General features: G+C 37.1%; 21 protein-coding genes. 19 read left to right on the top strand and 2 right to left on the bottom strand.

Annotated elements, in window-relative coordinates; all coding sequences use genetic code 11:
* Positions 1–74 precede the first annotated feature (74 nt).
* Together BN1082_RS04100 and motA are read right to left on the bottom strand one after the other, a co-directional pair.
* On the bottom strand, positions 75–818 hold the full coding sequence (locus tag BN1082_RS04100; RefSeq protein ID WP_090631243.1) for a flagellar motor protein MotB: 744 nt from the start codon (positions 816–818) through the stop codon (positions 75–77).
* The gene (gene motA, locus BN1082_RS04095; RefSeq protein ID WP_090631240.1) at positions 802–1,602 is read right to left on the bottom strand and encodes a flagellar motor stator protein MotA; all 801 of its coding nucleotides are present in this window, start codon (positions 1,600–1,602) and stop codon (positions 802–804) included. The genes BN1082_RS04100 and motA overlap by 17 nt, the downstream gene beginning before the upstream one ends.
* A gap of 487 nt (positions 1,603–2,089) precedes the next feature.
* On the opposite strand from motA, the gene BN1082_RS04090 reads away from it, so the two are divergent.
* The 19 genes from BN1082_RS04090 to fliB all read left to right on the top strand — a co-directional run bounded on the left by BN1082_RS04090 (position 2,090) and on the right by fliB (position 23,088).
* Entirely contained in the window at positions 2,090–2,929 is an 840-nt protein-coding gene (locus BN1082_RS04090) for a CheR family methyltransferase (RefSeq protein WP_090631236.1), read from the top strand.
* Positions 2,901–3,941, top strand: coding sequence for a protein-glutamate methylesterase/protein-glutamine glutaminase (locus BN1082_RS04085; RefSeq protein ID WP_090631233.1), 1,041 nt, complete (start codon positions 2,901–2,903; stop codon positions 3,939–3,941). The genes BN1082_RS04090 and BN1082_RS04085 overlap by 29 nt, the downstream gene beginning before the upstream one ends.
* 174 nt (positions 3,942–4,115) lie before the next feature.
* Entirely contained in the window at positions 4,116–5,447 is a 1,332-nt protein-coding gene (locus BN1082_RS04080; protein ID WP_090631230.1) for a flagellar hook-length control protein FliK, read from the top strand.
* A gap of 16 nt (positions 5,448–5,463) precedes the next feature.
* Complete coding sequence (flgD, locus tag BN1082_RS04075; protein WP_090631227.1) at positions 5,464–5,931, top strand: flagellar hook assembly protein FlgD; 468 nt, start codon at positions 5,464–5,466, stop codon at positions 5,929–5,931.
* Between the two features lie 12 nt (positions 5,932–5,943).
* Positions 5,944–6,843, top strand: a complete 900-nt coding sequence (locus tag BN1082_RS04070; protein ID WP_090631224.1) for a flagellar hook-basal body complex protein — start codon at positions 5,944–5,946, stop codon at positions 6,841–6,843.
* 65 nt (positions 6,844–6,908) lie between these two features.
* The gene (fliM, locus tag BN1082_RS04065) at positions 6,909–7,889 is read left to right on the top strand and encodes a flagellar motor switch protein FliM (RefSeq protein WP_090631221.1); all 981 of its coding nucleotides are present in this window, start codon (positions 6,909–6,911) and stop codon (positions 7,887–7,889) included.
* The gene (fliY, locus tag BN1082_RS04060; protein ID WP_090631218.1) at positions 7,890–9,026 is read left to right on the top strand and encodes a flagellar motor switch phosphatase FliY; all 1,137 of its coding nucleotides are present in this window, start codon (positions 7,890–7,892) and stop codon (positions 9,024–9,026) included.
* 24 nt (positions 9,027–9,050) lie between these two features.
* The gene (locus tag BN1082_RS04055; RefSeq protein WP_090631214.1) at positions 9,051–9,413 is read left to right on the top strand and encodes a response regulator; all 363 of its coding nucleotides are present in this window, start codon (positions 9,051–9,053) and stop codon (positions 9,411–9,413) included.
* Positions 9,414–9,681: 268 nt separating this feature from the next.
* Positions 9,682–11,844, top strand: a complete 2,163-nt coding sequence (locus BN1082_RS04050) for a methyl-accepting chemotaxis protein (protein WP_090631211.1) — start codon at positions 9,682–9,684, stop codon at positions 11,842–11,844.
* 230 nt (positions 11,845–12,074) lie between these two features.
* A complete protein-coding gene (locus BN1082_RS04045) occupies positions 12,075–14,072 on the top strand; it encodes a chemotaxis protein CheA (protein WP_090631208.1) in 1,998 nt (665 codons plus the stop codon).
* 18 nt (positions 14,073–14,090) lie between these two features.
* Complete coding sequence (locus tag BN1082_RS04040) at positions 14,091–14,516, top strand: chemotaxis protein CheW (protein WP_090631205.1); 426 nt, start codon at positions 14,091–14,093, stop codon at positions 14,514–14,516.
* A 55-nt stretch (positions 14,517–14,571) separates the two neighbouring features.
* The gene (locus tag BN1082_RS04035) at positions 14,572–15,048 is read left to right on the top strand and encodes a chemotaxis protein CheW (protein WP_090631202.1); all 477 of its coding nucleotides are present in this window, start codon (positions 14,572–14,574) and stop codon (positions 15,046–15,048) included.
* A 111-nt stretch (positions 15,049–15,159) separates the two neighbouring features.
* Positions 15,160–17,325, top strand: a complete 2,166-nt coding sequence (locus BN1082_RS04030) for a HAMP domain-containing methyl-accepting chemotaxis protein (RefSeq protein WP_090631199.1) — start codon at positions 15,160–15,162, stop codon at positions 17,323–17,325.
* 197 nt (positions 17,326–17,522) lie between these two features.
* Positions 17,523–17,966 (top strand): YaaR family protein, encoded by a 444-nt coding sequence (locus BN1082_RS04025; protein WP_090631196.1) that lies wholly within the window; start codon positions 17,523–17,525, stop codon positions 17,964–17,966.
* Positions 17,967–17,994: 28 nt separating this feature from the next.
* Positions 17,995–18,417, top strand: a complete 423-nt coding sequence (locus BN1082_RS04020) for a DUF6115 domain-containing protein (RefSeq protein WP_090631194.1) — start codon at positions 17,995–17,997, stop codon at positions 18,415–18,417.
* A 15-nt stretch (positions 18,418–18,432) separates the two neighbouring features.
* Entirely contained in the window at positions 18,433–19,323 is an 891-nt protein-coding gene (locus BN1082_RS04015) for a flagellar hook-basal body protein (RefSeq protein ID WP_090631192.1), read from the top strand.
* Between the two features lie 27 nt (positions 19,324–19,350).
* Positions 19,351–20,193 carry a flagellar hook-basal body protein gene (locus tag BN1082_RS04010; protein ID WP_090631189.1) on the top strand — a complete coding sequence of 281 codons (843 nt, stop codon included), beginning with the start codon at positions 19,351–19,353 and terminating at the stop codon, positions 20,191–20,193.
* Between the two features lie 663 nt (positions 20,194–20,856).
* The gene (gene hag, locus BN1082_RS04005) at positions 20,857–21,699 is read left to right on the top strand and encodes a flagellin Hag (protein WP_090631186.1); all 843 of its coding nucleotides are present in this window, start codon (positions 20,857–20,859) and stop codon (positions 21,697–21,699) included.
* 132 nt (positions 21,700–21,831) lie between these two features.
* A complete protein-coding gene (gene fliB / locus BN1082_RS04000) occupies positions 21,832–23,088 on the top strand; it encodes a flagellin lysine-N-methylase (protein ID WP_090631183.1) in 1,257 nt (418 codons plus the stop codon).
* Positions 23,089–23,254 lie beyond the last annotated feature (166 nt).

The raw sequence follows: 23,254 nt of genomic DNA, 5'->3' as shown, positions 1-23,254 counted from the left end.
AATGAGGAAATATCAAAATAAAGAATCAGACCCCGCAACCTAAAATATATTAGTTGCGGGGTCTGACCTTTTTCTTAATTGTTACGTAATATCACAATATCGACACGGCGATTTGATTGACGATGATCTGGTGTATCATTTGGGTAAAGTGGCTTATATTCACCGAAACCAGTAAATTGTAGGCGGTTTTCCGCAACAGTTTTGGATTCAAAATAATGAAGCACACTTGCTGCTCGAGCTGAGGAAAGCTCCCAGTTTGAAGCAAATGCCGCATTGCCAATCGGTACATTATCTGTATGGCCTTCAATACTTATTGGATTTGGAACAGCTAGAACTAGCCCGATTATAGTATCTAACGTTTTGAATGAGCTTTGCTTAAGGTCAGCTTTTCCAGGATCAAATAAAATAACATCCTTAAGCGTGATTTCAACTCCGCGTTTCGTATCCCCAAGAGTGATGACTGCTTGTAAGTTGTTTTCTTTTATGTACTGTTCTAGCTTTTGTTTCAATTGATCGAGTTCTATATCATTTGCTGTTTTAGTAGGCTGTGCAACTTGGGCAGGGAGCTTCTCCTGCTGTTTTAAATCTGTTGGTAGTGGAGAAAGTCCGATTTTCGAACTATCAATTTTAGTGCCGGTCAATTCCGATTTAAATGATTCCATAATTGCATCATATTTGGCTTTATTAATACTACTTGCTGCAAATAAAACAATAAAAAGAGCTAATAATAGTGTTAGTAGGTCAGAGTAAGGAATAAGCCATGTTTCATCAATATGTTCTTCATGTTCCTCTTCCAATTTTCTACGCAATCTGCTCATGTGACCTTTCTCCCTCAACCGTCTTCTCAACCTTCTTCAGCTCCTTTGGAGGAACATAAACTGTTAATTTCCTTTCTAAAGAAGTGGGGGAAACACCTTTATAAATAGCGAGAAGTCCCTCAATTGTCAAAAGCTTTAAATCTTGCTCTTTCTTAGAAAGTCGCTTTAGTTTATTAGCGATCGGATGCCACAATACGTAACCGGTAAAAATACCAAGCAATGTTGCTATAAAGGCTGCTGATATAGAATGTCCAAGTTTTGTAACATCGTTTAAATTTCCAAGTGCAGCAATTAGACCAATAACAGCACCAAGAACCCCGAGGGTAGGTGCATAGGTCCCTGCTTGTGTAAAAATAAGGGCACCTGCTTTGTGGCGTTTGTCAATAGCAGCTACTTCATCCAATAATAATTCTTCAATAAACTCGTTATCGTAACCGTCAATAACCAATTCCAAGCCTTTTTTCAAAAAAGGATCTTGGGTTTCAGCGGCTTTTTCCTCGAGTGCTAGGAGTCCTTCTTTTCTAGCAATCTCTGCACATTCTACTAAACTGGAAATTTGCTCAGTCATCGAAGGGAGCCGAGGTTCCAACAAGGCGATTTTAAGCAATTTAGGAAATCTTTTAATTTCGCTAAATGGGAAAGCAACCATGATTGCTGCAGCTGTGCCACCGAAAATAATTATGTATGCTGCCGGATTATTCAAAGATGAAAGTGAAGCCCCCTTTAAAACCATCGCAATTCCTACTGCTATTAATGCTAATATAATTCCAAATATACTTGACATTGCTTTCTCCTTTTCATTTGGTAAAAATTAGTTAACATTGTCATTTTACGTCAATCGGTAATGTTGGACAATTATGTTTTTTATTTTTTTTTATAGAAAACCCCCATTTTGTAATGTAATAAAAATACTATATAGGTAAATATAACATTTTTTTTATCATAAACGAATTACATTCAAAAAATTTTTAAATATTGACAAGATTTTTTTGATATTTATCAAAAAAAATCAAAAAATGACTTGTGTTCAAGGCTTTTACGCACCAAAACGTACGAGGGAATCTTTACTCTTTTGAATTTTGATCATAAAATTTTCATTGACTCTAAACTATAAATTTAGTAATTTTATCCTGAATAACGTAAGACAATTTTTCGCTAAATGGACAATATTTAACAATTGTCATTGCTTTTTAATTATGCAATTCTTTGAAAACACGAAAATGAAGCCTTTTCACTTTATGTAAGCGGAGAGACTGTGCAAGGAGACTATCATGCAAGATGAAGGATTAGTAAGATTAAGCCAAATCATTTATGACCATTGTGGACTGCGTTACAGCGATCGACTTTCCACTCTGGAGCAAAAGGTTTCTAAACGCGTACTAGAACTTGGACTCTCTCACCAGAAATATTGTGATTATTTGAAAGTGACACCAATAGAATGGGATGTCTTAGTTGAATTATTAACGATCAATGAAACTTATTTTTATCGGGAAGAGAATCAATTAAAAGAATGTGTCTCAGTTGTATTGCCTCATTTAAAACAAAAATTTAGAAGCCGCCCAATACGAATATGGAGTGCAGCCTGTTCTACTGGTGAGGAACCTTATACGCTGGCTATGTTAATTCAGGAAATGGAACAATTTCCGTCGGGATCAATTGAGATTATTGCAACTGATATCAACAAAAAGGTTCTCCAAAAGGCAGAAAATGGCTGGTATCATCGTGGATCATTCGCTTTTCGAAGAATCCCTGAAGTCCTTTTGAAAAAATATTTCTCAGAAGAAGATGGCGGATATCAAATTAATACTTCGATACGAAAAATGGTCCGTTTCCAGCATTTAAATCTACTTAACGAAGAAAAAGTAGCACAAGTAGGTGAAGTAGATGTTATCTTTTGTAGAAATGTATTAATTTATTTTGATCAAGAGACAATAAAGTGGGTTATCAGTAGTTTACATCAAAATTTAGCACCAGACGGGTATTTATTTCTTGGTCATGCTGAATCGATTACGGATTTGTCTTTAGGGTTTCAAAAAGTGGACTCAGATAAGACTTTTTATTATCGAAAGGAAACTAAACAAAATGAAACAATATGGTGTACTAGTCGTTGATGATTCTGCCTTTATGAGAAGAGCAATTAGTTTAATTCTTGAAAAAGATCCTCAGTTTATTGTGGTTGGTATTGCTAGGAACGGCGAAGAAGCAGTAGAAAAGATTCAAAGGCTAAAACCGGATATTGTAACGATGGATGTTGAAATGCCAGTAATGAATGGATTAATAGCATTAGAGCAGATTATGAAAACAAATCCTGTTCCCGTTGTAATGCTAAGCTCTCATACCAAAGAAGGAGCCAATGAAACGATCAAAGCCCTTGAGTTAGGAGCAGTCGACTTCTTTTTAAAAGATAATCTAGTAAAGAATCGAATGGATGAACTGCACATTCAAGAATTTTTAGTAAGTTTAAAGGGTATTGCGGAAGCAACACCTTCAACAGTATCCTCTCAGGCTCAGCTAAATAGAAGAGAAGAAAGCAAGATGAGACAGGGTGAAATCAAGATTATTTTCATTGGCTGTTCAACGGGGGGGCCATCTGCACTACAAACCATTCTACCTCGATTTCCAGCGGACTTTCCGATACCTATTGTTGTTGCTCAACATATGCCCCCGGGTTTTACAAAACCTTTGGCGGAGCGGTTTAATACTATCTGCCATCTGAAGGTAAAAGAGGCTGAAAATGGTCAAGTGATTCACCCGGGTACCATCTATATTGCTCCATCGGGCTATCAAACAATTTTTGAAAAGAAACCGGATGGTTCTGTTGTTTTTAAGGTGGATAACGAGGTAGATGTCCAAGCATTATATAAACCATCCATTGACATATCACTTCGTTCAGCTGCCCCTACCTTCGAAGATCGCTTATTAACTGTTATTTTAACTGGGATGGGTTCTGACGGAATGCAAGGAAGCAGTATAGTAAAAAAATATCATGGGACTGTATTTGTGGAGGCAGAAGGTTCCTGTATCGTATATGGAATGCCAAAAGCGGTCTTGGAAGCTGGTTTCGCCGATGGGCAATATTTGCTTTCAAACATGTATGATGAAATAATAGCATATTTACAGTAATAAAGAGGATCAAGATAAGATAAAATTATTACCTTAATAGACTGCCGATTTCCTTTGAGTTTTTTTGATATTTAGAAATCATTGCAATCAAAAAATCTCATGACGAAAACTGGTAAATGAGTTATAATGATAAGTAAATGGAATAGGTTTCCTTAAAGAAAGGAGGTAGGTATTTTGGAAGTCACACAAGTTCCTATCAAAATAAATCAAACAAAACAAACTGGTGGCGCAAAAGCAAAGGAACCACACCAAGATGGGATGGATTCTTTCAATCAGATATTAGCAATGTTTAACATTAATAGTCTTTCATCCGAATCAAACGGACAATCAGCGGCGTCTGGCTTTGAAAACGCATCTTCAACAGCTGGCAGCAACGAGAATAAACCGAAGAATCTCAATGAAGTGGACTTGAAGCAGCTGGAATCCTTATTTGCGGAATTGATTTCCGTAATCCAGCAAGGGCAATTTTTACCTGCAATACCGTTTTCTCAACAAGCAGGATCTTCTTTGAAAAGTGAATTAAATACATTATCTTCACCCATGGTAGGTACACTTCAAATGGGAACAGAAGAAACTAGTAAAAACCAAACTCAAATCGTACAACAATTATCACAGTTAATCGAAAATTTACATAATCAAGGTGATCAAACATCATTCCAAGTCCCATCTGATCTAGTAGATAAAATGCAAATGATGTTTGATGAATTAAAAAAAAAATCAAATTTTGATAGTAAACTATCCCTTTCCAGTTCCGATTATCAAAATGCTGGACAATTTGATAACAAAAAGCAGGAAAGCAGCTTTGAAATAAATTCAAGATTGAGTTTGGATAAAAATCAAGTGGCTTTTTCATCCATTCCTTCTCGAAGTACAAGTAATAAGGATGAGGACAGATCATTTACCAACCAGGAAAATGACCATGTGGAATCTAATGGAATAATGTTAATGGGTAATCATCCTCTCAGGGAGCAGGATGGAATGGGTTTGTCGAAAATGCCGTCGCTTCCCGCCACTCTATCTATTTCTGAATTTGCTCCGGAAGTGAGTGAATGGATAGGCCGCTTTATGAAGATTACTAACGGTCAGTCTGGAGGAACTGAAGCGACAGTATCTCTATATCCTGAACATTTGGGACATATTGAGATTAAAATTACTTCGCAGGATGGACAAGTATCTGCTCAAATCGCTACGAGTACAACAATGGCAAAAGAAGCGCTGGAAGGACAGGTACTTCATCTGAAACAGGTCCTGCAAGAGCATGGTTTACTTGTGCAAAAGCTGGATATCATTCAGCAGCCACAAAAAGTCATGGATTTAAATCAAGCAGGCATGTCTTTTTTTTCTCAAGGGGGCTCCAGTTCTTCCGAGCGGCAAAAGTCGTTTACAGCGGATAAGGATTTATCAAAAAAATCGAATCAAAAAGATAAAGAACTAGAGACGGTAGCTCTTCCTTACGGAGGCGCCCAACAGGTCAGTGCTTCTTCACGCATTGATTTTACCGCCTAGAAAGGAGTCGATCTTTATGAGTAATTGGGTAGATGTTACTTCTGTTTCCCCAAAAACAAACAATAACAACCAGCCTAGTCATCAAAATAACACGTTGGGCAAGGATGATTTTCTTAAAATTCTTACGACACAATTAGCACATCAAGATCCTTCTAGCCCACTTGATGATAAAGAATTTATTTCGCAAATGGCAACATTCAGCTCATTAGAACAAATGACGAATCTAAATACTTCATTCGACAATCTGGCAAATCAGCTGACCAATCGTCAAATGAGCCAATTTGCTGGTGCCATTGGTAAAGAAATAAGTTGGACACCACAAGGTTCAACTACCACTGCTTCAGGAATTGTTGATGGGATCTCCATGCAAGGAGGAAACTATTATTATATTGTTGGTAATAATAAGATTCCTTTTGATCAAGTAACTGAAATCAGGCAAAACGTATCGAATTCAAAAGATGAAATCAATTTATTGGGAAATTAGGAGGTATATAATATGTTAAAGTCTCTATACTCTGGTGTATCTGGAATGAAGGGGTTTCAAACGAAGCTCGATGTTATCGGAAACAATATCTCCAATGTCAATACTGTAGGATTTAAAAAAGGCCGGGTCATGTTTCAAGATCTTATGAGTCAAAATATCGCAGGAGTCACTGCACCTACTAATCAGCATGGAGGTGTGAATCCGAAGCAAATTGGTCTTGGTACTGGTGTAGGGTCTATTGATACGGTATTTACTCCAGGAAGTCCGATGACCACGAATGTCGGGTCTGATTTGGCTATTAATGGAGATGCATTCTTTGTAGTTAAACCGGATCCTAATGGTAACGATTTTTATTTGACAAAAGCGGGTAATTTCAACCGCGATGCGAATGGAATGTTGGTCAATTCCAACGGATATTCTGTTACAGGCGTAGATGGGGCCAAAGATCAAGTTCCAATAGTAATAGACAAAGATGAACATACAAATTTGAAATTCACTTCCTATTCGATTGATTCAAATGGTTACATTAACGTGGTCAGTGAAGATGGAAAAAGCGGAAAATTAGCATGGGATGCGACTAACAAGCAATATTACTTAAACGATGGTTCAGATCCTACAAAGGATACAGAAAATATTTCTTTGGCAACTTCCGTTGTTAACAATCCGGGCGGCTTAATGAAAGTGGGCAATACCATGTTTAAGGCGACAGGAAACTCTGGACCTGCCAATATTGAACGCATCGAAGACAACAAGGGTGGTCAAATGATTGCCGGGGTGCTTGAAATGTCCAATGTTGATTTAACTGATGAATTTACGGAAATGATTGTAGCACAGCGCGGCTTTCAGGCAAATGCTAAAACAATTACAACATCCGATACAATTTTACAAGAAATTATGGATTTGAAACGATAATCATGCAAATGAAAACGATGAGTTTAATTTTTAAATAACTCATGGAAGAGTTAGGGGGATGCCCTTTGGCAGAAGTATTATCGCAACAAGAAATCGATGCCCTTTTATTTGCTTTAAATACCGGCGAACTGCAAGCATCCGATGTATCTATTGAGAAGGAAAAAGTAAAAGTTTATGATTTCAAACGCGCAATGCGCTATTCAAAAGAACAATTACGCAGTATCATGCGAATACATGAGAACTTTGCGCGATTAATGACTTCCTATCTTTCAGCTCAGCTTAGGTCATACGTTCAAATTGAAATCGATCTAGTAGATCAAGTTACCTACCATGAATTTATCGCGTCCATCCCCTCGCGAACGATTTTGAACGTTTTTGATGTGAAGCCGATGGATGGAAAAATGGTCATGGAGGTTAATCCTCAAGTATCCTTCGCAGTACTTGAACGATTGTTAGGTGGCCATGGTGAGAATTATTCCGATCTTAATAATGGATCTTTAACAGAAATCGAAACAGTGCTTCTTCAAAAGATTTTTTCACGTACCTTCGAAATGTATTCGGAAATATGGAAAAACATTGAAAATATTAATGCGAAATGGGAAGCGATTGAAACAAACCCACAATTTCTTCAACTTGCTTCAACAAATGATACTGTTATTATTATTGTTTTTCGCACAACAATTGGAGAGACCACTGGAAGGATGACGCTTTGTCTACCACATTTAATCGTGGAGCCAGTACTGCCCAAATTATCTACCCAACAATGGTTCTCAACCATGGTAAAAGCAAATATCCCTCAACAGGATATGCTTATGCAAAACTTGGACACAGTGCATATTCCCGTGATTGCTGAACTAGGCAGGGCAACTATACCGGTATCCGATCTTATCCATCTGCAGATTGGAGATGTTATTGGAATTGATACAGGTAAAATACAAGTCAAGGTAGATCAATTGACAAGGTTTTTGGGGAACCCTGGCCTTCAAAAAGGACGTTACGCAGTACAAATTGATCAGGTAATCGACACGGAAGGAGATGATCTGTAAATGAGCGAGGGGTTACTTTCTCAAGAGGAGATCAATGCGCTGTTTAATCAAGACACAAAACCAACTTTATCAGTTGACGATTTTTTAAGCTCTATGGAGCAAGATGCACTAGGGGAAATTGGAAATATATCCTTGGGAAGTTCTACAACGGCTCTTTCCACTTTGCTGAACCAAAAAGTTGAAATCACTACGCCTACACTTAGCGTTATTGAGCAAACTAAAATTGAAGAGATGCTAAAAGAAAAGCTTGTTGCCGTGCACGTAGATTATACAGAAGGATTCCGTGGGAAAAATCTGTTAATGATTAAAGAAAATGATGCCAAAATCATTGCTAATTTGATGATGGGCGGTGATGGTACGATGCTTGAACCTGAACTATCAGAGCTTCATCTTAGTGCTGTCCAAGAGGCCATGAATCAAATGATGGGATCGGCTGCAACATCAATGTCAACTTTATTTAACGAAAGAGTGGATATATCACCACCGGATATAGATGTACTTGGTTTTCCTCCAAAAAAATTGGAAGATCTTCATGATGATATCATTTTAGAAATCTCCTTCCGTTTAAAGGTAGGAAATCTGATTGATTCCAATATGATTCAGTTCATTCCTCTTGCTTTTGGAAAAGAAATGATTCAGAAGATCTTATATTCTGGAGATGCTACTCCTGCCTACACCGTTGCGGAAGAAATGATAGTAGCACCAACCGATCAAATTGCTATTCAAAATACCATGATTGATTCGCGAGTTGATCACAAGGCAGTTTCACCTACAACTCAAGCACCAAAAAGTGCAACTCAAGCTTCGGAAAATGCAAATGTACAAAAGGTAGAATATGCTACTTTTTCCCATGCATCTATTCCAAGTTCCGGTTCGAGCAGTATCGATATGTTATATGATATTCCGTTGAATATTACTGTCGAATTAGGACGGACAGAAATGCCGATTCGCAAAATTCTTGAATTAGGACCAGGTGCTGTTATCCAACTGGATAAATTAGCAGGTGAACCTGTGGATATCCTTGCTAATCACAAGCTGATCGCAAAAGGCGAAGTGGTCGTCATTGAAGAGAACTTTGGCGTACGTATTACAGAAATCATCAGTCCGATTGAACGCATATCTAAAATGACGATGTAAAAATGAAAATGGGGGAAGTACAGAATGGCAAAGGTATTAATTGTTGATGATGCAGCATTTATGCGCATGATGCTAAAAGATATATTAAGTAAGAATGGACACGAAGTTGTAGGGGAAGCTGTGAATGGAGCAGATGCTATTGAAAAGTATCAGGAGCTATTGCCTGATATCGTGACAATGGATATAACCATGCCTGAAATGGATGGGATTACTGCAGTAAAAGAAATTAGAGCTGCTCATCCACAAGCTAAAATCATCATGTGTTCCGCAATGGGGCAGCAACCTATGGTATTAGAAGCAATACAATTAGGTGCAAAAGATTTTGTGGTAAAGCCTTTCCAAGCAGAACGAGTCATCGAATCTATCAATAAAGTGTTAGGGAAATAGAAACAAAAGAGGTTTTGCAAATTTGATTGATTCATGCTGAAATCGTCTAGTGATATAATTCACGATGAATTATTTGTATAAGTTATATACTACATATTTTTATATAGTAATTGCGAGAATGGGATGGAATGCTACTCGTCAGTCCATGACACTCTCGCTTTTTTTTCACGTAAAAAAACTGTTTTTTCTAAAAAGAAGCAAGTTTCAATAAAATTATTTGAAAGTAGCTTCTTACAAAATCGATGCTGAAAAGGAGAGAAAGAATGTAATGTTTAGCAAAATTTCAATGCGCTTTAAATTAATCGGCAGTTTTGGCTTTATCCTCCTCCTCATAGGTACAATTTCCATTGCCTCATACCAAAATATTCACGTATTAAGTGAAAATGTAGATGATATAGGAAATTCGCAAGTGCCAAAGCTTGAATTAGTTGGCAGCCTAAAAGGAGAAGTTACAAATATCCAAATGTATGCAACAAAGCATGCTTATGAACTGGACACCGATGAAAAAGTTAATTTAGAGCAGCTTATTACTTACGAGGTTGCAAAAGTAAGAAAAAATATAAAGGAAATCGATAAAATAAACCAGCAAAGTAATAATAAATTTAATAAAAATTTATTAACGGTGTTCAGTAAAAACTTTGAAAACTATGTATCCATTCTCCCAACCTTTTACCAAGAATCCAGAGCGAATCATTTAGAGGCAACACACGAACAGATGAACTTATTATCCGTCATTGGGGGGAAAACGTTAGTCTCACTCGATGACCTTACTAAAGATATTCAAAAAAGCAATACGGTAATCATCAAGGGAGCCAATGATAATTCAACTCTATCCATTTATCAAATTATGATTGTTTCTATTGCTGCAGTTCTTTTTAGTATTATTATTTCGGTCCTTGCGGTTAGACTTATTGGACGTTCTGTTGCAAGAGTGGAAAAAAATGTTGACATCACCACAAATTCCGTTGCTGAAATTAAAAAGTCGATCGATAAAACGGCAAGTAGTTCACAAGAATTAGATGCTTCAATGTATAAGGCAAACGAATCGATTCGTCAACTTGTTTCATCATTTCAAAATGTAGCCGCGAACACCAATGTAACCGCCTCCGGTGTGGACGAAATCTCTGCAGCAATAGAACAAATGAGCGAATCTATTACTCTTGTTTCAGGAAATGCCAATCATTTAACTTCCTCTGCCGAAGAAACATCGTCTGCCATTCATGAGATGATGTCATCTATCGAGCAAGTAGCCCTAAACATTGGAAATGCTGGTGGAAGTGTGGATGAAATCTCTGCAGCAATTGAAGAAATGAGCAAATCTATTAAAGGTGTTAGCCAAAACGCCAATCAATTAACGGAAAAAGCTGACCAAACATCTATGACGGTTGAAGAAATGGTTGCCTCCATCGAACAAGTAGCAGCTAGTGCACAAACAGTAAACCAACTTAGTAACAATGTTAAATGTGATGCCCTTGAAGGAACAGCTTCTTTGAATGAAACATTGAATGGATTAAAGGAAATTTCTCATGTCATTAACCAAGCAAGTGATGTCATGATTAAACTAGGTAAGAGTTCTGAAGAAATCGGAAGCATTATCGAAGTAATAGATGATATTGCAGATCAAACCAATCTATTGGCACTTAATGCTGCAATAGAAGCTGCTCGTGCCGGTGCCCATGGAAAAGGATTTGCAGTAGTGGCGGATGAAGTGCGAAAACTAGCAGAACGTTCCGCCATAGCAACCAAAGAAATCGCTGTTCTAATTAAAGGGATTCAAGCTGAAGCTGCTGTTGCCGTAACAGCTATCCAAGAGGGATCAGCTAAAGCAAAAATCGGAAATCATCTGGCGGAACAAACAAACCAAGCCATTAAGAAAATATTCGAAGGAATAACAAAAGTAACAGATGAAATGAACCAAATTGCTCAAGTAACTGAAGCACAGAGCAAAAATAGTGAATTTATCACCAGAGCTGTAGACGATGTTACGAAGCAGGTAACAGAAATGACATCTTCAACAAAAGAACAATCTATCACTGCAGAAGAAATCGTAAATAGTATTATCAATATAAAAGAACAGGTTCAACAAATTTCAATTGCAACGGCGGAACAAGCAAAAGGTAGCCAAGCGATCGTAGCTGCGGTTGAAAATGTAACCAACCAATCTAGTTTAGTGACAAGGACTACAAATGAACAGGCGATTACGGCTGAAGAAATCGTTCGCAATATTAACGGCATAAAAGAAATGGTTCAACAAATGACTATCGTCTCAAATGACCAAGCAAAATACGGCCAAGAAATAGCACTAGAGGTAGGAAATGTGAGTAAACAAACAGAAGAATTAAATACCAGCATTGAAGCACAAACGAAAGAAGTGGAAGAGGTTGCGCAGGCAATCAAAGAGGTCCACACACAGGTGGTTAAGCTAAAATAATTTTATAAAAGTGGAAAACGCCTTCGCTTGATATGCGGAGGCGTTTTTTATTAGAAATTGTTTGATTAAATAATGTAACAAAGTTATCAAAAAGATGAAAATATATCAAAATAATCCTCTTAAACAATCGAAAACTATGGTAATATAAGGTAGGTTTATAAAATTTTATTAAATCACCGCCAATATCCTAATGTAATATATTGGTATGCGAATGAGCGGGGGAGTTTTTAATGGAATATAATGATTTTTTAGAGATGTTTATCGAAGAATCAAAAGAACACTTGCAGGCAATAAACGATGAATTGTTAAAGCTAGAAACGGATGTAGAAAGTGTAGCTATAGTAAACGAAATCTTTCGGTCAGCCCATACTCTTAAAGGAATGGCTGCTTCAATGGGATTTGAGGATCTTGCTTCATTGACACATGAAATGGAAAATGTATTGGATCTACTACGTAATTCTAAATTAAAGATTACACCCGATATTATGGATGTTATTTTTCAATGTGTAGATTTTATCGAAAAAATGGTAGGTAATATTGAACAAGGTGGCGATGGGAAAGAAAATGTTACGGATATTGTCTACCAATTAGCAAAGATTCAAAATCCATCTATTTCAGAGCAAGCGGCAACTATTGTTACCTCTAAAGATGAGCTTGAGATTGATGAGTATCAATTAACAGTAATCAACGAAGCGAGAAAGACCGGAAATAGCGTTTATCAAATTCAAGTTTTAATAGATGAAAAATGTGTAATGAAAACAGTAAGAGCATTTATGGTATTTCAAGCCGCTGAAGAACTCGGAGAAATAATTAAGAGCAACCCGTCAGTAGAACAAATTGAAGAAGAAAATTTCGCTGATTCTTTTACCCTTTTATTGTTGTCAGAGTGTGACATACAAGAAATACAGACAACCTTGGTCAACATTTCCGAAATAAAAGAAGTCGTAATATCTGAGAAGGACAGCCATGATTTGAAAGTAAGCGACAAAATATTGGCTGTTAACAACGAAAAAAGTGAAATAAACAATAGTTCACAGAGCAAGGAAGTTCCAGACAATAGTAAGAAAAAGCACCGATCAAAATCAATTCGGATTGATATTGATAAGCTGGATCTTTTGATGAACCTATTCAGTGAGTTAATTATTGATAGAGGAAGGCTGGAACAAATTGCTAGTAAATCTCAGCTATCCGAACTAACGGAAACAGTGGAACATATGACGCGGATCTCAACTGATCTACAAGGACTCGTTTTGAATATGCGTATGGTTCCGATTGAGCAAGTTTTTAGCCGCTTCCCGCGAATGATCCGTGACCTGGCCAAAGAATTGAATAAGAAAGTTCAATTGGTGGTAGAAGGTGCCGAAACAGAATTAGATCGAACCGTCATCGATGAAATTGGAGACCCATTAATTCACTTACTAAGGAATGCTTTAGATCATGGGCTTGAGTCAACCGAGGAAAGAATAGCAAGCAACAAAGCCGAAGAAGGAAAGATCTTTTTGAAAGCCTACCATAGTGGTAACCATGTATTTATTGAAGTTTCTGACGATGGTAAAGGGATTAATCGCGAAAAAGTACTAACTAAAGCGATTGAGCGAGGTGTTGTAAAGGAAGAGGAAGCGAATACACTAACCGATCAACAAGTTTATGCATTAATTTTTTCTTCCGGATTTAGTACGGCAGATAAAATATCAGATATTTCTGGCCGTGGTGTTGGCTTAGATGTCGTTAAAACCAAAATTGAATCATTAGGCGGTGTGATTAGTATTGAGTCTGTCCCAGGACACGGCTCGACCTTCCTTATACAATTACCATTAACATTATCTATTATTTATTCAATGTTAGTGAATGTGGGAGAAGAAACTTATGCGATTCCATTTAATTCGATTGTGGAAATTGCAGCTATATCACCGGGGGAGGTTTATACGCTATATGGAAAATCCGTCATTAAGTTCCGTGGACAAGTCGTTCCGTTAGTTTATTTGCAAGAAGCTTTCCAAGTTCCAAATGTCGAGACTAGTGAAAATAAACAAGAGTTATTTATAGTCATAGTTCGAAAGGGAGATAAGACTGTTGGATTAGTGGTTGATTCGGTTTTAGGACAGCAAGAAGTTGTATTGAAATCATTAGGCGGCTTTTTGACAAATTTATTTGCTATTTCAGGGGCGACTATTCTTGGAAATGGAGAAGTTGCGTTAATTATTGATTGCAATCAGTTTATTAACTAGGAAAGGTGGACCGACTCAATGGATACTTTTAAAATTGTTGCCTTTAAATTAGGTGATGAGGAGTATGGAATAAATATCGATTACGTACAATCCATCGAGAGAATCAATCAGTTTACAAGGGTTCCAAATGCCCCTGATTACGTAATAGGTGTGATAAATCTTCGTGGGAACGTCACTCCGATTATTGATTTACGAAGCAGATTAAACCTTGAAAAAACCCGTTTTACTGAAAATACACGGGTCATGATTATCAGGTATGGGGAGATCGAATTAGGATTGACTATAGATCAAACGAGAGATGTTATTGACGTAGAAAAAGAAGAGGTCGAATCGGCCACCAATAGTGGGCTGGATTCTGACTATTTTTCAGGCGTTGCAAAACTGGAGGGGCGCTTGATAATTTTATTAAAAATAGAAGAATTGATGAAAACTGAGACGTTGTAATCCCAAAGTGGTATGCAATTGGTCTAAATAATATAAAGAGTAGGAGGTCGGCGGAATGCCTCAGCTAATAATAGAGGATTTTAAAGTACTCATTTTTAAAGTAGGTCGTGAGGAATATGGGGTCAATATTGATCAAGTAGTATCGATTGAACGAATGCAGGATATTACCCCATATCCGAATAGACTGCCACATGTGTTAGGAGTTACTTCTATTCGGAATGCCGTGACGCCAGTTGTAGACTTGCGTTCAGCGTTAACAGGGAAGTCCCTTGAACCAAGTGATTCGTTAAGAATCATGATAGTTCAAGTGTATGAAAAAGAGATTGGCCTTGTGGTGGATGCTGCAACAGATGTATTGGATATTACTCCTGACACCATTCAGCACCCTAAGCTATTGGAAGAAAAAGATGTTTCATATCTTAAGGGTATATCACAATTGGAGCACAGATTGGTTATTCTCCTAGACATAGAAAAGCTCCTTGAAGATACAACAAATTTAGACGAACTAAAAGAAATAAAAGATACTCTATAACTTTTAAAGCGTACAATCGACTGAAAAAATAAAATAACTATTCATTTACTTAGGCTACATATGAAAGATTCATTTTTTGAAAAAAGTCCAATTCATAGAGAGGTATAAATCATGTTTACGAAATGGTCAAATAAAGTGTCAATGAATTTTAAACAATGGGGTAGTCATATAGTTGTCATTATATTCTTTTTATCTCTTACTTTTGTTGCTCAAAATAATATTAACAATTTAAGTGTCCATCTGCATTTTATAGGTGATAACCAAATACCCAAATCAGATTTAATCGGAAACATAAAAGAAGGTTTCACCACAGTAAGGCTATATACTGTTAAGCAGGCGTTTGAACAAAACCAAACAGAAAAATCAACAATGGAGAAAAAGGTTAATGATAGCATTACGGAAGTAAGAAAGAATATTAAAGAATTGGAAAAATTAAATCTTCCTTCAACAAATAAAAAATTATTGGCACAATTCAGTGCCGATTTTGAGGATTACGTCTCTTCTCTACCGAGTTTCTTTGAAGATTCTAGAAGTAACAATTATGATGCAGTACATACAAAGATGGAAGTAATGGCTTCTTATGCTAATAAAGCAAACAATTCATTAAATGCTTTTACAAAAAATTCCCAAAAAGAAACCAATCAGACTATTAAAGATTACGAAAAGACGTCCTCTGATGCTAAAAACGAAATAATCATAGTTTCCATTGTTGCCGTACTTTTTAGTATGCTTGTCTCCATCCTTATCACGAAACTCATTGGACGATCGGTTAAGGGTGTAGGAAAAAATGTCGACGTTACTACGAATTCTGTAAATGAAATTAAGAAGTCAATTGATAAAACTGCCGTAAGTGCACAAGAATTAGATGCTTCTATGAAAAATGCAAATGATTCCGTTAGTAAACTTGTTGCATCAATTCAACAAGTAGCCGGTGACACCAATGTCACAGCATCTGGAGTAGATGAAATCTCCGCAGCGGTTGAACAAATGAGTGCTTCGATTAATTTGGTTGCTGAAAATGCAAGTAATCTAGAAGCATCAGCAGAGGAAACATCTTCTGCCATTGAAGAAATGATGGCTTCAATTGAACAAGTTGCTGGTAATGCTGGTAGTGTAGGGGCAAGTGTAGAAGAAATTTCTGCCGCGATTGAAGAAATGAGTAAGTCAATCCAAGGTGTTAGCGAAAATGCAAATAGCTTGTCAGCTAATTCTGAACAAACCACGAAAACGGTTGAAGACATGGTTGATTCCATCAAGCAAGTTGCAGACAGCGTACATACCATTAACCAACTTAGTAATTCTGTTCAAAATGATGCGATTGAAGGAACAAAAACTCTGGATGAAACATTGAAAGGGTTTAAAGAAATCTCACAAGTAATTAACCAAGCAAGTGGTGTAATGGTGGGACTAGGAAAAAGTTCAGAAGAAATTGGCAGCATTATTGAAATGATTGATGAAATCGCAGAGCAAACCAATCTCCTAGCACTGAATGCAGCGATTGAAGCCGCTCGTGCCGGAGAACACGGAAAAGGATTCGCAGTAGTAGCGGATGAAGTACGTAAACTCGCTGAACGTTCTGCAAAAGCAACAAAAGAAATTTCCGTCAGAATCAAAGGGATTCAAGATGAAACGGCTGTTGCGGTAACTTCTATTAAAGAAGGCGCTCATAAAGTTGAAATTGGCAACGAACTTGCAGATAAAACAAACAAAGCGATCTTGAAAATTTCTGAAGGTATTTCCAAAGTTACAGCAGAAATGAATCAAATTGCCAAAGTGACTGAAGTTCAAACGAAGAATAGTGAATTATTTGCAGAATCCGTCGAAAATGCTTCAAAGCAAGCAAGAGAAATGGGATATTCAACAAAAGAACAATCCATTACAGCTGAAGAATTACTAAAAGGAATCATCGCTATTAAAGATCAAATTCAGCAAATCATTATTGCCACCGAGGAACAAGCAAATGGCGCTCGTTCCATAGTTGCTGCAGCTGAAAATGTTACAAACCAATCGAACTCAGTGACAAATGCAACGAAAGAACAGTCCCTTTCTTCCGAAGAAATCGTTCGCAATATTAACAATATGAAAGAAATGGTTCAACAAATGAATGTTTCAACAAATGAACAAGCAAGATATGGTCAAGAACTTGCGCAAGAGGTTGAAAATGTTCACAAACAGACTGAAGAATTATATGCCAGCACAGAAATCCAAACGAAAGAAGTAGATGAGGTAGCTACCGCTATTAATAATGTAAAAGCACAAATTACAAAACTAGCCTAATATGAGCATGAAACGCTTTCGTAGAGATACGAGGGCGTTTCAGCAAATTTCGAGGAATGGAATGCTAGACTAGAAACTGTGTTCGAAAAAAAACTTATAATGAAATCTATGAAAAAGTAGGTTATAATGATTACATATTTTGATAGATTTTGATGTTTTTTCATTAGCTAGAATTCATGATGAAGAGGTGAATCCATTTGAAAATACAGGACCAGTTAAGGATCAATATAGCTGATCCTCGTCTCAACACGTCAGAGCGTGCTTCATCAAACTCAGTATCATTTCAAAAAATGATGAATTCCTATTCCAAAGATATCAGCAAAGACCATCTACAACAGCTTATGCAAAAGTTAGATCAACAAGGCCAGCAGTTATGTGATAATCCGACGTTTCAGGAACTTCGCAAATACAAGGATTTAGTTAAACAATTTATGGGCGATGTCACCAAAAATGGTATAGGTTTGATGCAAGCTGAAACATGGGACCCTATGGGGGGAAATAAAACCTTGAAAACCATTCGCGTACTCGACCGTAAATTACTAGATCTAACCAATCATGTATTAAACGAACAAAATTCAAGTCTTTCTCTTTTGGATCGGATCGGTGAAATCAAAGGCTTGTTGGTCAATCTTTATACATAAACAAATACATATGAGAGGAAGAGAATAGGTGCAAACGGGTTTAATCGAAATACTTTTAGGCCTTAATTTGATCGGTGTGCTAATCTTGATCAAACAGGGTTCTTCCAAGCAGGTAAATTCCTCTCAACAGGATGTTTATCAAAACATGATTCAAAATCATGTGAAAATGAAACAGGAACTCTCTGAATTAAGAGGAACAGTGGAGCTATGTGCGATCTCCATTCAACAAAAAAACGCGCGAAAGAAGCTGAATAAAAATACTAGCTTATCGGTAGTTCCTTCTACTAACAAAGCAAATCATGTGAAAAAACTATCCTTAAATGTTCGTTACAAAGAAATATTTGATTTGCATCAACAAGGTTTAACCGCCGAACAAATAGCCAGAAAACTAGAAAAAGGCTATGATGAGGTTTCCTTTATTCTTGAATTGGCATCACAAACACATGCCTAAGAAAGGGGTTTCATAATGTTAAGAGGTTTAGATTCAGCAGCTTCAGGTATGTTTTCCTTGGAACGAAGGCAAGAAGCATTAGCGGATAATCTTGCTAATGTTCAAACAGCGGGGTATAAAAAGGATGATACGACTCTTCGCTCATTCCCGAAGCTATTAATCCAAAGAATTCAGGACTTTAATCAAAATAATGTGATCCCTGTAGCAGGGGCGCCAAGCATCCCTGGCTTTCCTGTTCCAATCGGTGAGCTTTATAACGGTGTCTATGCCCAAGAGAGAGTTCCGAATTTCAGCCAAGTGCCGATCGTAGAAACGGACCAGCCGCTTGACATTGCCATAAATGATCAAGGTATTTCTTCGCAGAACATCAATGGTCACCAGGTGAAACCGGCTGCCTTTTTTGCTGTTCAGCTTCCTGATGGAACGGTAGGCTATACGAGGAATGGAAAATTTGATTTGGATGCAAGTGGACATCTTGTAACGGCGGACGGCTATCAAGTTCTTGGTGCTGACCACAAGCCTGTTCAAATAACCGATAGTATCTCAAAGGCGGACTTGCAAATTAATCAAAATGGTCAAATTATCTCCTACCCAAATGATCCGACTAAAACAAAAATGGTTGGTCAAATTGGGATCGCGGTAGCTCCAAATCCTAACGACCTTACCCGAATGGGGAAAAATGTATACCAATCTCCGAATCCATTGTCGTTTATCCAAGATCCTGGAAGCACGGATCCAGGAGTATCACTTCAGCAAGGTTTTACAGAACAATCGAATGTCGATCCAGGTCAAACAATGTCCGACATGATGATGACCGTTCGTGGTTATGAAGCAAATCAAAAAGTAATTGGAGCATATGATCAATCATTAGAACAATTGTATTCAGTTGGTAAGCTTAACGGATAATCTATAGTAGAACAGGAGAATAACAATTTGAATACGTCATTATACATCTCATCCGGTGCCCTTCAGGCATTCCAGCAAAAACTAGACACAACTGCAAACAATATTGCGAATGTGAACACAACAGGTTTTAAACAGCGAGACCTAAGTTTTTCAGAGCTTCTTGCTTCACAAGTCAACAATCAAACTGTTAAGGATAGAGAAGTGGGCCGACTGACACCTAATGGGCTGCGCGTCGGCTATGGAACACGAACAGGACTCACGCAGCTGAACATGGAGCAAGGTCAACCGCTCCAAACAGGCAACCCTTTTGACTTAATGATTCAAGGAAATGGTTTTTTCCAAATTGGCTATCCGTCTACAAATGAGGTAAGGTACACAAGGGATGGAAATTTCCACTTAAGTGTTGATTCTAATAAACCAGGAAACTATCATTTAGTCAATGCTAACGGGGGTTACCTGTTAGATCAGAACGGTACACCGATCGAATTAAATGATCAAGAAGATGTGAATATTGATTCAAGCGGACAAATTCAACTGAAAAATAAAAATGGTCAAGGCACAACCTTTCTTTCGTCACAGCGAGTAGGCCTTGTTGACATTCAAAATCCGCACGTCCTACAAAATGTTGGGAACAATGAATTTGCGATTGATCCTGCCCAATTATCAAATGGAGCAACTGCCGCTAGCTTTGTGAGAGTCATGCCGTCTGGAGAAGCTAACATTATATCTGGTAGTCTAGAAGGCTCCAATGTCGATTTAACAAAGGAAATGACCAATTTGATGACCTCTCAGCGGAGTTTTCAATTAAACGCCAGAGCAGTTACCTATGCCGATCAAATGAATGGAATAGCGAATAGTATTGTTAAATAGTTGTTCAAGTTAGAGACGATTTATGCGTCTCTTTTTTTTGGCTGTGTTAAAGGTCATTACTGATTTTTGAAACTATGTTGATTGGAGCGGAAGGTGCGAGATTCCTGCGGGAGTACGGGGCTGGGGAGACCCCACAGGCGCATAAGCGCCGAGGAGGCTCCCCGGAACGCCCGCGGAAAGCGAAGCACCTGGAGCGCAAATCAACAGGCAAGTTTAACGCCTTTTGCAAAAAAAGTTGAAAATATACTAAACCAAAATGGGTTAGAACCGATAAATAGAAATAAGAAATAGGTTATAAAACTCTATCAAAATTTCTGGAAATAATTAAACTAATTTTAAGATTCTCCGATAAGAAACAATAGAAAGTAATCTTGGTAAATCATGAAAAAAATTTAAAAAAACAACTAAACAAAGATTTAATCCTTCCGATAATAATAAATACCAAGGATTAACTAATATGTAAAAGAGAAACATCAAAAAAACATTTTCATTGCTAAACCATATTAATTCTTTGAAGCATCAAACATTTAGAGTTTTTGATGATTGTTATCTAATCTTTGGTTGATTAACAGCATTCACAGAATGCAACCTTACTTCGTTTAAAGAGCCTTAGGCTTTTTAATAAATAAATAATTCAATACATATTTAGGGAGGAAACTTATCATGATTATTAATCACAACTTAATGGCTTCTAACTCTTTACGTCAGCTAGGTATCAACAGCAACAACCAATCTAAGTCAATGGAGAAATTATCTTCTGGTCTTCGTATCAACCGTGCTGGCGATGACGCTGCAGGTCTTGCTATCTCTGAAAAAATGCGTGGACAGATCCGTGGTCTAGATCAAGCTAGCCGCAATGCTCAAGATGGAATTTCTTTGATTCAAACTGCTGAAGGTTCTTTAAACGAAACTCATGACATCCTTCAACGTATGCGCGAATTAGCAGTACAATCTTCGAACGATACAAACGTTGCTACTGATAGAACAAGTATTCAATCTGAAATGACTCAGTTGACTAGAGATATTAATCGTATCGCAAATAATACTGAATTTAACACTCAGAAGTTACTTGATGGTAGTAATGCAGCTGGATTTACCTTCCAAGTTGGAGCTAACGAAAAACAAACTATTAATTTAAAAATTAGCGACATGTCCGCAAAGGGATTAACTTTAGATGCTGCTTCTGATGAAACTGCAACTGGTCCTGATGTCACTACTGGTGCAAATGCTGCTGTAGCTATCACAACTATTAATAATGCTATTCAAACAGTTTCTACACAGCGTTCTAATTTAGGTGCTTATCAAAACCGTTTAGAACATACAATCAACAACTTAGGATCATCTTCTGAAAATCTATCAGCTGCAGAATCTCGTATCCGTGACGTAGATATGGCAAAAGAGATGATGAACCAATCTAAGTCTAGCATCCTTTCTCAAGCTGCTCAAGCAATGCTTGCTCAAGCTAACCAACAGCCACAACAAGTTCTTCAATTACTTCGTGGTTAATTATTACTATAATCTCAAATGGGACCTTAGATTTTCTAAGGTCTCTTTCCTTATTATAATTGTTTCTTTCCTAAACTTTATGTACGTCCACACTAATTATTCCAACATTTGTCGAAAGTAGGCGAACTCATCATGAGTAAACAGATACAAACTATTAATAAAAGAATTTTGCTAGTCCCGCAATATATGAGGAATTTCTCCTGTATAGGTCCAGACTGTGAAGATAGCTGCTGTTTTGGCTGGCGTGTGACCATTGATGAAGCTACTTATAAGAAATACAATCGGGTACACGATGCTGAATTGTCCCCTCTCTTTTCAAAAAAAGTGAATCGGGTCCGATCTAATTCAAATCCCAACAACTTTGCTAAAATCAAAATGGAGCAGAATGGCGGGTGTCCCTTTTTATCTGAAGAAAAACTTTGTAATATTCAATTGAAATTGGGAGAGGGATACCTATCTCATACGTGTAGTACATACCCAAGAACCCTAAACCTAGTGAGTGGAATCCTGGAGAGATCATGTACAATGTCCTGCCCTGAAGCTGCTCGGTTAGCATTACTGAATCCAAACGGAATGGAATTTGATGAAGTGGAAGAGATCGTGCATAATGATTCTATCATTTCTAATAAAATCAACACTAAAAATAAATCGAATACAGAGAAAATAGAAAAATATTTTTGGGAACTTCGTATTTTTACCATTCAGGTTTTACAGAATCGTTCTTATGCTCTTTGGGAAAGATTAATACTTTTGGGGATGTTCTATAAAAAGATCGAAGAGTGCATCCAAAACAATCAAGTGGAGAACATTCCACAACAAATCACATTATACACCGAGGTTATTAAACAGGGTTCTTTACGAGAAGGTTTAGTAAATATTCCAACTCAATATAATATACAAATGAAGCTAACAAAGGAATTGACCGATGAACGCTTCAGACAAGGAATAAATAACCAACGCTTTATGGATTGCTTTAATGAAATGATACAAGGGATTCAATATGTGCCTGATGGCAAGATAGAGGACGTAATGGAACACTACACCGCTTCTTGCAATGATTATTATCAGCCCTTTATTAATGAACATGAGTATATTATAGAAAATTACCTTGTTAACTATGTATTTAAGAATTTATTCCCATTTAGTGGATATCAATCAGTCTTTGATGACTATGTTATGCTGGTTGTTCATTACGCTATGATTAAACTACACCTTATTGGTATGGCAGGATTTCACAAAGGACTTAACAAGGATCTAGTGATTTTGCTGATTCAATCTTTTTCAAAAACAATAGAGCACAACAGTATGTTTTTGCGAGGTATCTTTAACCTACTGAAGGATAACGGTTTTACCACGATGGCGTATATGTCTATATTGATTAAAAACTAATTTAAAAATATTAAGTAGTTTATATCGTCTAATTTAAAGATGAAGCGGGTGTCAGGAGAAATGATTGAATAGACTTCTATTTTTCACTTAACTTTTTCTCCACTTTTCCGATAATAGTAATAATTGAATTATATTCAAGTTTCAAGTTGTCCAATATTAGGACAAC

The organism is Neobacillus massiliamazoniensis (genome assembly GCF_001048695.1).
In the GTDB taxonomy this organism is placed as follows: Bacteria; Bacillota; Bacilli; order Bacillales; family Cytobacillaceae; genus Neobacillus; species Neobacillus massiliamazoniensis.
This window is presented reverse-complemented; position numbering and strand designations above follow the sequence as displayed.

Excerpts from the sequence above, each read along its gene's own strand:
- BN1082_RS04045 (WP_090631208.1), top strand. The coding sequence starts at position 12,075 with ATGGAATATAATGATTTTTTAGAGATGTTTATCGAAGAATCAAAAGAA.
- BN1082_RS04055 (WP_090631214.1), top strand. The coding sequence starts at position 9,051 with ATGGCAAAGGTATTAATTGTTGATGATGCAGCATTTATGCGCATGATG.
- BN1082_RS04030 (WP_090631199.1), top strand. The coding sequence starts at position 15,160 with ATGTTTACGAAATGGTCAAATAAAGTGTCAATGAATTTTAAACAATGG.
- hag (WP_090631186.1), top strand. The coding sequence starts at position 20,857 with ATGATTATTAATCACAACTTAATGGCTTCTAACTCTTTACGTCAGCTA.
- BN1082_RS04100 (WP_090631243.1), bottom strand. The coding sequence starts at position 818 with ATGAGCAGATTGCGTAGAAAATTGGAAGAGGAACATGAAGAACATATT.
- BN1082_RS04070 (WP_090631224.1), top strand. The coding sequence starts at position 5,944 with ATGTTAAAGTCTCTATACTCTGGTGTATCTGGAATGAAGGGGTTTCAA.
- BN1082_RS04085 (WP_090631233.1), top strand. The coding sequence starts at position 2,901 with ATGAAACAATATGGTGTACTAGTCGTTGATGATTCTGCCTTTATGAGA.
- fliY (WP_090631218.1), top strand. The coding sequence starts at position 7,890 with ATGAGCGAGGGGTTACTTTCTCAAGAGGAGATCAATGCGCTGTTTAAT.
- flgD (WP_090631227.1), top strand. The coding sequence starts at position 5,464 with ATGAGTAATTGGGTAGATGTTACTTCTGTTTCCCCAAAAACAAACAAT.
- fliB (WP_090631183.1), top strand. The coding sequence starts at position 21,832 with ATGAGTAAACAGATACAAACTATTAATAAAAGAATTTTGCTAGTCCCG.
- BN1082_RS04040 (WP_090631205.1), top strand. The coding sequence starts at position 14,091 with ATGGATACTTTTAAAATTGTTGCCTTTAAATTAGGTGATGAGGAGTAT.
- BN1082_RS04090 (WP_090631236.1), top strand. The coding sequence starts at position 2,090 with ATGCAAGATGAAGGATTAGTAAGATTAAGCCAAATCATTTATGACCAT.
- BN1082_RS04035 (WP_090631202.1), top strand. The coding sequence starts at position 14,572 with ATGCCTCAGCTAATAATAGAGGATTTTAAAGTACTCATTTTTAAAGTA.
- motA (WP_090631240.1), bottom strand. The coding sequence starts at position 1,602 with ATGTCAAGTATATTTGGAATTATATTAGCATTAATAGCAGTAGGAATT.
- BN1082_RS04015 (WP_090631192.1), top strand. The coding sequence starts at position 18,433 with ATGTTAAGAGGTTTAGATTCAGCAGCTTCAGGTATGTTTTCCTTGGAA.
- BN1082_RS04050 (WP_090631211.1), top strand. The coding sequence starts at position 9,682 with ATGTTTAGCAAAATTTCAATGCGCTTTAAATTAATCGGCAGTTTTGGC.